The organism is Mycobacterium sp. 1164985.4, assembly GCF_001668575.1.
GTDB lineage: Bacteria > Actinomycetota > Actinomycetes > Mycobacteriales > Mycobacteriaceae > Mycobacterium.
Genome location: NZ_LZMD01000111.1, coordinates 1 through 12,879, shown reverse-complemented (window position 1 = coordinate 12,879; position 12,879 = coordinate 1). Strand labels below are relative to the sequence as shown.

The following is a 12,879-nucleotide window of genomic DNA, read 5'->3' as shown; positions in this document are numbered from 1 at the left end:
GCGGCGATGGTAGGGTTGGCCAGCAAACACTTGACCGCCGGCGAGCGTTTGGAAAGGTGTATGAGCGAAGAACTGCGGGTCGACCCGCTCGAGGTACGGATGGCCGCCGATCACGTCAACGCGGCCGCCGACGGCCTGAGGTCCGCGCACGGCACGGCCCACGAGCGCATGGGCGCCGCCCAGACCGGCTGGATCGGTACCAGCGCCGCGGGGCTCTCAGCAACCATCGCGAAGTGGGAACAGGAGTCCGCCGCGCATTACAGCGGGCTGGTCAAACACGCCGAAGACCTCAGCTCCGCGGCGGCGAAATACGTCCGCACCGATGACAATGCCGCCACCGAAATCGACTCTGCGGGATCGAATCTGGGCACCATGGGGCTCTGACCCGTGGGGATGACGTTGGCCGACGTCCAGCGTTGGCAGCCCGAGCAGATCGACGAGGTCTCCAAGGCGGCCGCCCACCGCGCCCGCACCAGCGGGGAGACGGCCGAGGCGCTGCGCAACCTCTCGGTGTTCGGGACGTGGAAAGGTCAGGCGGCAGAGGCCGCTCAGCAGGCCATCGCGCAGTCGGCCACCAAGCTCGACATCACGCAGAAAGAGGCGATCCTGGTGTCGCTGGGCGCTCAGCGCGCCGCCGCGGACGCCCGTTCGGTCAAGAACGACCTCACCAACCTCATCGACTACGCGGCCGCGGCGCCGGCGGTGCAGCTCGACCTGAACACCGGCACGGTCACTCCTCCCGACACGACCGGCTGGACGGATGAGGAGATCGCGCAGCTCGAGAAGAAGATGGCCGAGGTGGAGAACCGCGCGGTGGCGGTGCTGGCCGCCGCTGAGGAGGTCGACGGCGACCTCGCCCGGGTCTTGTCCGCGGCCACCGGCGGTGACCCCGGCACCCCCGCCGAGCAGGGCAGCGCCGACGGGGAGTCGCTCCAGGACGGGGAGCTCACCCCCGAGGAGCTCGCGCGCCTGGAGGAGAACACCACGCTGACCCCGCAGGAGCAGGAGGCGTTGGCGCGCGGCGAGCTGGTGCTGCCGGCCAGCCAGATGGACTACCTGAACCAGCTGTCGCGGTCGCTGGATGGCAAGAGCCCGGCCGAGATTTGCGCGATGATCGACAGGCTCGGCCCGAACGGCGGACGGCTCGCCGACGCGCTGCAGCTGGTGTCCAACGAGAACATCACCGTCGCCGGCGTCGATCCCGACGCCAAACCCGGCGACGCCGGATTCGTGCCCACCCGCGGCGGCATGCAGAACCTGCCGTCGGGCATTCGAGAAGCGTTCGAGGCGCCGCTGCGGGGGCCGACGGCGCCCACCGCCGGAACCAACGAGGAGGGCAACCCGACCCTCGAGTGGCCCGATTGGTACAAGCCGTTCCCGCATCTCGACGAATACCGCGATGTGGCCGCGATCGTGTCCGCCGGCGACGCCAAACTGCAGCAGGGCACCGCGCTGGACAATGCGCTGCTGGACAAGTCCGAGCAGATCCTCCAGAACATGCACGACGCTCCCGATATCGCCTGGAAGGAAAACATCGACCTGGGGCAACGTCTCATCGACCCGGCCGTGCAGGACATGCTCAGCGCGGCCGGACGCGACCCGATGGCCGTGCACGACGCGCTGGCGGGGGCGGACGGCAACACCGCCAACGACGGTTTCATCGAGGACCTGTTCACCCACCAGTGGGCCGACAACGGCGTGGCGGCCGGCAATCTGCTCCACGGCACCGGTGCGGTCCCGACCGACCTGACCGACCCCACCCAGCTGTTCCAGGCCGAGCAGAACGGGCAGACGATGCACGCAGTCGACCAGTGGGCGGGAGCAAACTCGCCGCGGTTGCTCGACATCCCGGGCACCGACGGCCAGTCGCTCGGACAGGTGAACCCCGAACTCGCCCGCGCCCTGGCCGACGCCAACAAGCCCTACATCGACGACATGCTGGGCAACCCGCTCGACAACAGCCGCGGGTTCGCACCGCTCGACGATCTGAGCAATCCCCAAATGCCGGTCACCCGTGACCTTTTCGCCGTCATCGACACCGATCCGGAGGCCGCGGCGGCGCTGAACAGCCAGGCCTACGTCAACGGCCTGCAGTACCAGAACAATTTTCAACAGTCGATCATCGACGGCGGTACGGTGAACACCGCGGATCTGCAGTCGGCGGGCACGCTGCGCGGCATCATCGACTCCGGTGCGAACGTCGCCGACAACGACGCCATCAAGTACGGCAACATGCAGGACGTCAAAGCGTACGAGAGCCGTGGCCAGTGGTTCGACATCGCCAAGACGCTCGGCAACGAGATCCCCGGCGTCAAGGCGTTTCTCGACTACGCCGGCAAGGGTCCGGTCGACCCGCTACAGGAGATCTTCGTCGGAGAAGCGCCGACGCCCAACGACCCGACCTACATCGTCCAGGAGAGCTCCGAGGCGCTGCAACACACCGTCGCGCAGCGGTTGCTGGACAACAACATCGGCGATCCGCGGTTCTTCGCCGAGGCAGGCCTGCTCGATCCGGCCACCGGCCAACTCAAGCCGCTCGAAAACGGCTTCTCCGACTTCCGGACCGCGCTCACCAACTACTTCAACGGAATCGATCCGTCGGTCAAGGCCGGCATCGAGGATTACGAAGACGCCTACCGCGACGCGCTGCCGCGACCCCCGGCTCATACGGGATAGCGCCCCTGCGCCGAGCGTCGCAAAGATGGTGAAATCACGCCGATTTCCGTCATCTTCACGACTCTCGGCACTCGGGCACCGGGGTGACCAACCGGCCCGTCTTCAAGAAGCTGTCCAAGTTGCGCAACGTCAACGCCGCCATCGCCGCGCGGGTCTGCACCGTTGCGCTGCCGACGTGCGGTAGCACCACGACGTTGTCGAGCCCGAGCAGCGGCTCGGGGACATGCGGCTCGTCGGCGTAGACGTCGAGGCCCGCCCCGCCCAGCCGTCCGGACGTCAAGGCCTCGACCATCGCCTGCTCGTCGACCACGCTGCCGCGTGCGATGTTGATCAGGTACCCGTCGGGGCCCAGCGCGTCGAGTACGGCCCGGTCGACCAGGTTCGCCGTATCGCCGCCGCCGGCCGTCGCCACGATCAGGACGTCGACGCCGCGCGCCAGCTCCTCGGCCGACGCGGCGTAACGGTATGGCGAATCGGCGACCGGACGGCGGTTGTGATACGAGATTTCACAGCCAAACGCGTTCAGCCGTTTGGCGATCGCGCTCCCGATCCGGCCCAGCCCGAGGATGCCGACACGAGAGTTGCTCACCTCGCGGGTCAGCGGGTACATCCCCGTAGGCCAGCGGCCCGCCCGCACGAACCGGTCCGCGGCCGAGAACTGCCGCAGCGTGTCGATCATCAGACCGACGGCGGTGTCGGCGACGGCGTCGGTCAGCACGTCAGGGGTGTTGCTGACCACGATCCCGCGTCGGACGGCGGCATCGATGTCGACGGAGTCGTACCCCACGCCGAAGTTCACGATCACCGCGAGGTTCGGCAGCGCGGCGATCAGCTCCGCGTCCGCCCCGCCGACCACCGACGTCACGACGGCGGTGATCTCGTCGCCGTGCTCGTTCAGGAACGGCTCGCGCTCTCCCGGGTCGCTGGGCAGCACGACCGCGCCGTAGTCGTCGCGCAGGCTCTGCGCGAGCGTCGGCATCATCGGCCCGACCTGCAGGATGTTGCTCATGCCGTCCGACGGTAGGGACGCGCGACGTGCGCGTCTACAGGAAAGCGCGCTCTTTCCGGCTAGCCGGTACGACATTGTGCAACCAGCGCGACCACGGTGGCTGAGAGTTCGGTTACCACACCGCAATCCGCGACGACGCGAGATTACCTGACGGCGACGTCAGTTTCACGTACGGTGGGGCCGTGGCCGAACTCGACCGCAGCCGCGTGATCGCGGCGAGCCCGACGCAGATCTGGGATGTGCTCGCCGATTTCGGCGCCATCGCCTCGTGGCTCGACGTCGACCACTCCTGCATCCTGGTGCACGGGCCCGACGGCGCGCTGATCGGCACGGCACGACGGGTGCAGATCGGGCGCAACACGTTGGTCGAGACCGTCACCGAATGCGATCCGCAGTACGTCCTCGCGTACGAGATCGAGGGTCTGCCCAAGGTCCTTGGCACGATCAGCAACCGCTGGACCCTGGAGCCGACGAGCGGCGGCGAGACGATCGTGACGATCACCACCACCGTTCGCAAGGGCAGGGGCAAAACGCAGCAGCTCGTCGAACGCCTGACCTCTCAGGCGTTGGCCCGCGGATCCGACACCATGCTCGCCGCGTTGGCGAAGCGATTGGAGAACACCCGATGACGAACCGACCCGACATCATCATCGTGATGACCGACGAGGAGCGCGCGGTGCCGCCGTATGAGGCGCCCGAGGTCCTCGCCTGGCGCCGGGACACGCTGACCGGCCGCAAGTGGTTCGAGGAGCACGGCGTGAGCTTTGCGCGGCACTACACGGGCTCGCTGGCCTGCGTACCGAGCCGCCCGACGATCTTCACCGGCCAGTACCCCGACCTGCACGGCGTCACCCAGACCGACGGGATCGGCAAGACCGCCGACGACTCCCGCATGCGCTGGCTGCGCCCCAACGAGGTGCCGACGCTGGGCAACTGGTTCCGCGCGGCCGGTTACGACACCCATTACGACGGCAAGTGGCACATCTCGCATGCCGACCTGACCGACCCCGCCACCGGTGAGCCGCTGGCCACCAACGACGACGACGGCGTCGTCGACCCGAAGGCGGTGCAGCGCTATCTCGACGCCGATCCACTTGCACCCTACGGTTTTTCGGGTTGGGTCGGTCCGGAGCCGCACGGCGCACCGCTGGCGAACGCGGGGATCCGGCGCGACCCGCTGATCGCCGACCGGGTGGTGGCCTGGCTGCGGGACCGCTACGACCGTCGCCGCGCGGGCGACGTCGACGCGATGCGGCCGTTCCTGCTGGTGGCCAGCTTCGTCAACCCGCACGACATCGTGCTGTTCCCGGCGTGGCAGCGGCGCAGCCCGGTGCACCCGTCGCCGCTTGACTCGCCGAAGGTGCCGCCGGCGCCGACCGCCGACGAGGATCTGTCCACCAAACCCGCCGCCCAGATCGCGTTCCGCGAGGCCTATTACTCGGGCTACGGTCCGGCGCCGGCGATCGACCGCACCTACACGCGTCAGGCGCAGCGCTACCGGGACCTGTACTACCGACTGCACGCCGAGGTCGACAACCCGATCGACCGTGTGCGGCGCGCGGTCACCGAGGGCGGGTCGGAGAACGCGGTGCTGGTCCGCACGTCGGACCACGGCGATCTGCTCGGCGCGCACGGCGGCCTGCACCAGAAGTGGTTCAACCTGTACGACGAGGCGACGCGGGTGCCGTTCGTGGTGGCCCGGATCGGCGAGCAGGCGACCGAACCGCGGACGGTGACGGCGCCGACGTCGCACGTGGACATCGTGCCGACGCTGCTGGGCGCCGCGGGTGTCGACGTCGAGGCCGCCGCTGCGAGGCTGGCCGAATCCTTCTCCGAGGTGCACGACCTGCCGGGCCGCAACCTGATGCCCGTCGTGGACGGCGCGCAGGCCGACGACTCGCGGGCGGTGTACCTGATGACCCGCGACAACGTGCTCGAGGGCGACACCGGCGCGTCGGGTCTGGCGCGCAAGATCAAGCGGGGAGCGAATCCGCCTGCACCACTGCGCATTCGGATACCGGCACACGTCGCGTCGAACTTCGAGGGTCTCGTGGTCCGCGTCGACGAGGCCGGCGGTCAGGGCCATCTGTGGAAGCTGGTCCGCACATTCGACGATCCGGCGACGTGGACCGAGCCCGGGGTCCGTCATCTCGCGGCCAACGGCATCGGCGGCGAGGCCTACCGGACGTCACCGGTCGACGACCAGTGGGAGTTGTACGACCTGACCGACGACCTGGCCGAGGCCCGCAACCGGTGGACCGACACCGAATTGCACGACCTGCGACAGCACCTGCGCACCCAGCTCAAGCAGGCGCGTGCGGAGTCGGTGCCCGAGCGCAACAACCCGTGGCCGTACTCGCCGCGCCGGGCGCCCGCAGCGCGCCCGGGTTTGTTGCAGCGGGTTCTCCGACGCGACTGAACCGCTAGGACGCCCGCCGGATTTCGTGCTTGCGTTCCGACGCCGTTTCCGGTGCATCATCGCTGGTGGCCGTCAGGAACTCATCCGGCAGCGCCAGCTTGTGAATGGTGCGCAGCGTCAGAAGATATTGGCGCACAAGCGATCCTGAAGTATAGGGCAGGCCGTACTTCTGGCAGACGCCCCGGACCCGTACCGCGACCTGCGCCAGGCGATTGCTCGGCAGATCGGGAAACAGGTGGTGTTCGATCTGGTAGCACAGGTTGCCGCTCGAGAACGCCAGCAGCCGGCCGGCCTTGAAGTTGGCGGCGCCCAGCATCTGGCGTAGATACCACTCCGCGCGGCTCTCCTCGTTGATCACGTCGGCGGTGAACTTCTCGGCGCCGTCGGGAAAATGACCGCAGAAGATCACGACATACGCCCACAGGTTGCGCAGGAGGTTGGCGACCACGTTGGCGCCCAGTGCGCGGCGCCAGCGCCGTCCGCTCAGCGCCGGGACGACCGCGTAATCCTTGACGGCCTGGCGGGCGATCTTGCGCACCAATATCTTTCTCTCGCGGGTCACCTGCTCGGTGTCGCCATCCGCGCGGTCACGCTCGGAGTGAACGCCGTGCAGCGCGATGCCCCATTCGAAGATGCTCGCCAACAACATGTTTCGCAGCGGTTGCAGCAGGTGTACGGGTCGCCACGGGATGTCACGGGTGATCCGCATGATGCCGAAGCCGAGGTCGTCGTCGACGCCGACGACGTTGCTGAACACGTGGTGGCGGTAGTTGTGCGAGTACCGCCATTGCGCCGAGACCGCGACCATGTCCCATTCCCATGTGCTGGAATGGATCTCGGGGTCGTTCATCCAGTCCCACTGACCGTGGCTGACGTTGTGGCCGATCTCCATGTTCTCGACGCTCTTGGCGTACGCCAGCGCGGCGGTTCCCACCAGCCAGCCGGTGCGGGACCGGCTGGTGCCGATGAGCACACGAGCGAGCACTTCGAGCGCACGCTGAAACTTGATGGTCCGGCGGATGTAGGCGGCGTCGCGCTGCCCGAGCGAGTCTTCGACATCGCTGCGGATGGCGTCCAGCTCGGCGCCGAGAGCTTCGATGTCCGCTGCGGTCAAATGGGTGTACGCACCGACGTCGGTGATGGCCAAGAGAAGTCCTGTGGGCGTTCGGGGTGGTCGGGCGGGCTCGTGGGTGAACCCGTCGTGATCACGGACCACCGGCCGAAATCAACGGAGACGACGCAGGGCGTCGGCGTTGTGGCCAGTGTAGTGGGAGCCCGGTGGCGGTGTCGACGCCGCTGGTCAGCCGATCGACACCAGCTGGTCGATCGAGTCGTTGGGCAGGTCGCCGTCGACCACCGCGGTCACCGAGAGCGTGTTCAACGTGATCGCGCCCCGGTGGTTGGTCAGGAACGCGGTGTCGGCGGCGTCGCGGCCGGTGGCGATGCGCACCAGCGACTGGCGGGGTGCCAGCAGCGTCGCATCGACGACCCGCCAACAACCCTCGATGAGGGCCTCGGCGACGGCGTGGAAATCCATCGGCGACAGCCCGGGCGCATACACCGACACCAGCCGGGCCGGGACGCCGACGGCCCGCAGCAGCGCGACGACCAGGTGCGCGAAGTCGCGGCACACGCCCTCGCCGGCCAGCAGGGTGTCGGCCGCGCCGTCGATCGGATCGCTGGAGCCGGGGACGTAGTTCAAGCGGGTGCCGACCCAGGAGGACACCTTTTCGAGCAGGGTCGTCGAGTCGGCGTAGCTGCCGAATTCCGTTGCGGCGAAGCCGTAGAACTTGTCGGCTTCGGCGTATCGGCTCGGGCGCAGGTACGCCAACCGGTCGTAGTCGGTGACCGGCGCGGGTTCGGTCCGGCCGACGATCGTCGCGGCGTAGTTCACAGTGAGTGTCCCGCTGTCCACCGGCAGCGTGTGCAGACGGTTCCCGTGCACACCGCTGATCTCCACGGGTTCGACGGGCTCACCGTCGAGAATGAACGAAAAGCCCTCGGAGACTTCGGCGTTCAGATGCGGTGCCACCGCGATCTGGAACTCCAGTTCCGTCGGCTCGGTGACCTCGATCTGGAGTTCGACGCCGACCTCTCGCTTCATTTCTTCTCCCCCGATAAACGAGATGTGGGCTGGTGGGGATCCCCACCAGCCCACTGTCGATCGTGCAAGCTTAGACGGCGGTTACGCCAACTGCCTGAGGTCCTTTGGCGCCCTGTTCGATGTTGAACTCGACGCGTTGGTTCTCCTCCAGCGACCGGTATCCATTTCCCTGGATCTCCGAGTAATGGACGAAGACGTCCTTATCGCCGCTGTCGGGAGCGATGAAGCCGAAGCCCTTTTCGCTGTTGAACCACTTCACAGTTCCCTGTGCCATACTTTTTCAACTTCTCTCATCCTGAATGGATGTAGATAAACATCCACGTAGAGGCTAGCACGCCGCAGGTCATCCAATTTCCACGCGACTTTCCCGCCGGCCTGCGCCCAGCGCCCCCTTCTTTTGCGCGAGCGTGCGTGTCTGCACACGACACGCCGCGAAATGTCGACGCTCGGCGCACGCTCAACGGCCACGAGCGCCCCACATTCGCGCATCAGCGCCCCCCAAGCGGTGGTTCTGATCGCGCTGAACCTAACCGGTGACGGCGTTGCGCACGCCGGGCAGCATTTCGGGGTGACTCGTGTGATCCGCTTCAACGCCTTCGACATGAACTGCGTCGCCCACCAATCCCCCGGGCTGTGGAAGCACCCCGACGACCAGTCGTGGCGTTACAAAGACCTGGAGTACTGGACCGAGCTGGCCACGCTGCTCGAGCGCGGCCGCTTCGACGGGTTGTTCATCGCCGACGTGCTCGGCACCTACGACGTTTACGGTGCCAGCGACGAGGCCGCCATCCGGCAGGCCGCACAGATTCCGGTCAACGACCCGATGCTGCTCGTATCGGCGATGGCGCTGGTGACCGAGCACCTCGGTTTCGGCATCACCACCGGCACGGGCTTCGAGCATCCCTATCCGTTCGCCCGCCGGATGTCGACGCTCGACCACCTGACCAAGGGCCGCATCGGCTGGAACGTCGTCACCGGGTACCTGCCCGCCGCGGCCCGCAACATGGGCCAGACCGACCAGCCCGCGCACGACGCCCGTTACGACCACGCCGACGAGTACCTCGAGGTGCTCTACAAGCTGTGGGAAGGTTCGTGGGAGGACGACGCGGTGGTCCGAGACGCCGCCCGCGGGGTGTTCACCGAACCGGACAAGGTGCACCACATCGGCCATCAGGGGACGCATTTCAGCGTCCCAGGTGTCCACCTGTCCGAACCGTCCCCGCAACGCACACCGGTGATCTACCAGGCCGGGTCGTCACCGCGCGGTGTGCGGTTCGCCGCGGAGAACGCGGAGGCGATCTTCACCGCATCCCCGACGAAAGAGATTCTGCGCCAGACGGTCAGCACCATTCGCCAGGAGCTCGAGATCGCCGGCCGCGACCCGTACAGCGTGAAGATCTTCAACCTGTCGACGATCGTCACCGCCTCCACCGACGAGGAAGCCCATGTCCGCCACGCCGAATACCTGTCCTACGGCGACCCCGAGGGCGCGCTGACGTTCATGTCCGGCTGGATGGGCGTCGACCTGTCGCGCTACGGGCTGGACGAACCGGTCGGCAACGTCGACTCCAACGCGATCCTGTCGGCGGTCGCGGCGTTCCAGTCCGCCGACCCCGATGGCCGCGAGTGGGCCATCCGCGACATCGCCGAGTGGGGCAAGATCGGCGGCATGGGCCCGCGCTTCGTGGGTTCCGGTGTACGAGTGTCAGATACGTTGCAGGAGTGGGTCGAGGAGACCGACGTCGACGGGTTCAACCTCGCCTACGCGATCACGCCCGGCTCGTTCGCGGAGTTCGTCGACCACGTCGTTCCGGTCCTCACCGAGCGCGGCGCATACCAGACGTCATACACGCCAGGTACGTTGCGCCACAAACTCCTCGGCAACGGAGACCGGCTACCGGAGGACCATCGCGGTTCCCGCTATCGTGTCGGCGGGCCCCACTCGACCATCATCGACCGGCCGTCCACGGTGCCCTCGTCCTCGGCATCGGTGGCGTCCCAGCCGACCCGCGGCCGTTAAGGAGTTATCGCGTGACCATCCAATTACATTGGTTCCTACCGACTTATGGTGACAGCCGCCTGATCGTCGGCGGCGGCCACGGCATGCCCGCCGGCGCGGCACACGGTGACCGTGACGCCTCGATCGACTACCTGGGTTCGATCGTGCGCGCCGCCGAGTCGTTCGGTTTCACGGGCGCACTGATCCCGACCGGCGCGTGGTGCGAGGACGCGTTCATCACCGCGTCGCTGCTCGCCCGCGAGACGACGTCGTCGGCCTTCCTGGTCGCGTTCCGGCCCGGGCTGGTCAGCCCGACGCTGTCGGCGCAGATGGCCGCGACGTTCGCGCGGCACGCCCCCGGCCGCATCCTGCTCAACGTGGTGGTGGGTGGCGAAGCGCACGAACAGCGCTCGTTCGGCGACCATCTCGACAAGGACGGCCGCTACCAGCGCTGCGACGAGTTCCTCGAGGTGGTGCGCAGGTTGTGGGCCGGGGAGACGGTCTCGCTGGAGGGTGAACACATCCGCGTGGAGGACGCCGCGCTGCCCACGCTGCCGAATCCGGTGCCGCCGTTGTACTTCGGCGGAAGTTCAGCGGCCGCGGGGCCGGTCGCGGCCCGCCACGCCGACGTCTACCTGACCTGGGGTGAGCCGCCGTCGGCGGTGCGCCAGAAGATCGAGTGGATCCGCGACCTGGCGGCCAAGGAGGACCGACAGGTCCGCTTCGGCATCCGGCTGCACACGATCTCGCGGGACAACTCCGACGAAGCGTGGGCACAGGCCGACCGGCTCGTCTCCGCGCTGGACGAGGAGACTGTGCGCAACGCGCAGAATGGGTTGCACCGCAGTCAATCCGAGGGTCAGAAGCGGATGCTGGCGCTGCACGAGGAGCATCGCCGCAACGGCAGTTGGCACGACGCCCGCTCACTGGAGATCGCACCGAACCTGTGGGCGGGTGTGGGCCTGGTCCGCGGCGGTGCGGGCACCGCGCTGGTCGGAAGCCACGCCGAGGTCGCCGAGCGCATCGCCGAATACGCCGACATCGGCATCGACGAGTTCATCTTCTCCGGCTATCCCCATCTGGAGGAGCTGTACTGGTTCGGTGAGGGCGTCGTGCCGATCCTGCGTGAGCGCGGGCTGTACAAGGGTGCGGCGACGACGGCCGCCCCGGCATCGATCCCGTTCATCGGCGCCACGCGATGACCCTCATCGCGTCGGTGGACGAGGCGCTTGACGTCGCGGCGAAACTCGCTGCCGAGTTCGAGGCCGAGGCCTCCGCGCGCGATGCCGACCGCCGGTTGCCGCACGACCAGGTGCAAGCGCTCAAGGAGTCGGGCCTGCTGGCGTTGACGGTGCCGGCCGACTATGGCGGCATCGACGCACCCGCGACGGTGTTGGCCGAGGTCTTCCGGCGCATCGCGCACGCCGACCCGTCGCTCGCGCAGATTCCCCACTCGCACTTCGTGTTTCTTCAGGCGCTGCGACTGCAGGGCACGGATACGCAGAAGTCGTACTTCTACGACCGGGTGCGCAGCGGCGCGCTGTTGGCCAATGCGCAGTCCGAGCGGGGTCCGCACACCATCGACGTGGATACGACGACGTTGGTGCGCCAGCCGTCGGGCGATTACCTGCTGTCGGGGCGCAAGTTCTATTCGACGGGTGCGCTGTTCGCCGACTGGGTGCTGGTGCGGGCGTCGCTCGCCGACGGCGGTGAGGTCCCGACGGCGCAGACGCCGAAGGCGGTCGCGTTCGTCGCGCGCGACGCCGAGGGGTTGTCGGTGGTCGACGACTGGGACGGTATGGGCCAGCGGACGACGGCGTCGGGCACGGTGACGCTCGACGACGTGGCGGTGCCCGTCGAGCATGTGGTGCCGTTCTCGCCGATCTTCAGCGGGCCGTCGGTCTACGGGGCGCGGGCGCAGTTGTTGCACAGCGCAATCGACGTCGGCATCGCGACGGGAGCGCTCGCGGCCGGTGTGCGTCAGGCCGAGCGGGCACGGCCGCATTTCGAGGCGAATGTGGCCGCAGCGGTCGAGGACCCGACACTGATCACGGTCGCCGGCGAGCTGGCCGTGACGGTGCGCGGCGCGCAGGCGCTAGTGAACGAGGCGGCGCGGGTGGTCGACCACGCGGAGGCTCATCTGTCCGACGAGACGGCCGCCGAGGCGTCAATCGCCGTCGCGGCGGCGAAGGTCGCGGCGGTGAGGGCGTCGCTGGACGCGTCGAACGTGTTATTCGAATTGGGCGGTACGCGAAGCGCTTCGGCGTCAGGCAACCTGTCGCGGTACTGGCGCGACGCCCGCACGCACACGCTGCACGACCCGACGCGCTGGAAGGTTCAGCACATCGGCCGCTACACCCTGACAGGCACACCCCCACCCCGCCACGGCCAGATCTAGGTCTGGCGGGCCGCGGCCCTTCATGCGCCGCGAGCGTGCGTGTCTGCACACGACACGCCGCTGATTCCCGCGACTTCTGCAGGAGGGTCGTGATTTTCGACCGATCGCAGCCTTCCCGCAGATTTCGATGACGCTGGCAGCAGCTGTCGTCATGCACGCTCAGCCGGCCGCGAGCGTGCGCAAAGTGCTGACAATGCGCGGCGTGTCGTGTGCAGACACGCACGCTCGCGGCGCATGAAGGGCCGCGGCCCGCCAGACCTAGATCTGGCCGTGG

At 67.9% G+C, this 12,879-nt stretch carries 11 protein-coding genes; 7 read left to right on the top strand and 4 right to left on the bottom strand.

Annotation, left to right across the window (positions count from 1 at the left end; genetic code table 11):
- The first annotated feature begins 60 nt into the window (after positions 1-60).
- Complete coding sequence (locus tag A5650_RS24405) at positions 61-384, top strand: WXG100 family type VII secretion target (protein WP_067090768.1); 324 nt, start codon at positions 61-63, stop codon at positions 382-384.
- A gap of 9 nt (positions 385-393) precedes the next feature.
- Entirely contained in the window at positions 394-2,676 is a 2,283-nt protein-coding gene (locus A5650_RS24400) for a TPR repeat domain-containing protein (protein WP_067298156.1), read from the top strand.
- 55 nt (positions 2,677-2,731) lie between these two features.
- On the opposite strand, the gene A5650_RS24395 is transcribed toward A5650_RS24400, so the two are convergent.
- Positions 2,732-3,685 carry a 2-hydroxyacid dehydrogenase gene (locus A5650_RS24395; protein WP_067298152.1) on the bottom strand — a complete coding sequence of 318 codons (954 nt, stop codon included), beginning with the start codon at positions 3,683-3,685 and terminating at the stop codon, positions 2,732-2,734.
- 182 nt (positions 3,686-3,867) lie between these two features.
- On the opposite strand from A5650_RS24395, the gene A5650_RS24390 reads away from it, so the two are divergent.
- Together A5650_RS24390 and A5650_RS24385 are read left to right on the top strand one after the other, a co-directional pair.
- Positions 3,868-4,314, top strand: a complete 447-nt coding sequence (locus A5650_RS24390) for an SRPBCC family protein (protein WP_067298150.1) — start codon at positions 3,868-3,870, stop codon at positions 4,312-4,314.
- The gene (locus A5650_RS24385; RefSeq protein WP_067298146.1) at positions 4,311-6,104 is read left to right on the top strand and encodes a sulfatase family protein; all 1,794 of its coding nucleotides are present in this window, start codon (positions 4,311-4,313) and stop codon (positions 6,102-6,104) included. The genes A5650_RS24390 and A5650_RS24385 overlap by 4 nt, the downstream gene beginning before the upstream one ends.
- 4 nt (positions 6,105-6,108) lie before the next feature.
- Here the strand turns inward: A5650_RS24385 and A5650_RS24380 are convergent, their stop codons facing one another.
- The 3 genes from A5650_RS24380 to A5650_RS24370 all read right to left on the bottom strand — a co-directional run bounded on the left by A5650_RS24380 (position 6,109) and on the right by A5650_RS24370 (position 8,482).
- Positions 6,109-7,251 carry a fatty acid desaturase family protein gene (locus A5650_RS24380; RefSeq protein WP_067298143.1) on the bottom strand — a complete coding sequence of 381 codons (1,143 nt, stop codon included), beginning with the start codon at positions 7,249-7,251 and terminating at the stop codon, positions 6,109-6,111.
- A 153-nt stretch (positions 7,252-7,404) separates the two neighbouring features.
- Positions 7,405-8,208: a transglutaminase-like domain-containing protein gene (locus A5650_RS24375; protein ID WP_067298140.1), complete on the bottom strand. Its 804-nt coding sequence runs from the start codon at positions 8,206-8,208 to the stop codon at positions 7,405-7,407.
- Positions 8,209-8,278: 70 nt separating this feature from the next.
- Entirely contained in the window at positions 8,279-8,482 is a 204-nt protein-coding gene (locus A5650_RS24370) for a cold-shock protein (RefSeq protein WP_067298137.1), read from the bottom strand.
- Between the two features lie 294 nt (positions 8,483-8,776).
- Here A5650_RS24370 and A5650_RS24365 point away from each other — a divergent pair, with 294 nt between their 5' ends.
- From A5650_RS24365 to A5650_RS24355, 3 genes are read left to right on the top strand one after another with little or no spacing between them, the layout of a single operon-like run.
- Positions 8,777-10,228 carry an LLM class flavin-dependent oxidoreductase gene (locus A5650_RS24365; RefSeq protein ID WP_067298521.1) on the top strand — a complete coding sequence of 484 codons (1,452 nt, stop codon included), beginning with the start codon at positions 8,777-8,779 and terminating at the stop codon, positions 10,226-10,228.
- An 11-nt stretch (positions 10,229-10,239) separates the two neighbouring features.
- On the top strand, positions 10,240-11,409 hold the full coding sequence (locus tag A5650_RS24360) for an LLM class flavin-dependent oxidoreductase (RefSeq protein ID WP_067298135.1): 1,170 nt from the start codon (positions 10,240-10,242) through the stop codon (positions 11,407-11,409).
- Positions 11,406-12,605, top strand: a complete 1,200-nt coding sequence (locus A5650_RS24355) for an SfnB family sulfur acquisition oxidoreductase (protein WP_067298131.1) — start codon at positions 11,406-11,408, stop codon at positions 12,603-12,605. Before A5650_RS24360 ends, A5650_RS24355 begins: the two co-directional genes overlap by 4 nt.
- Positions 12,606-12,879 lie beyond the last annotated feature (274 nt).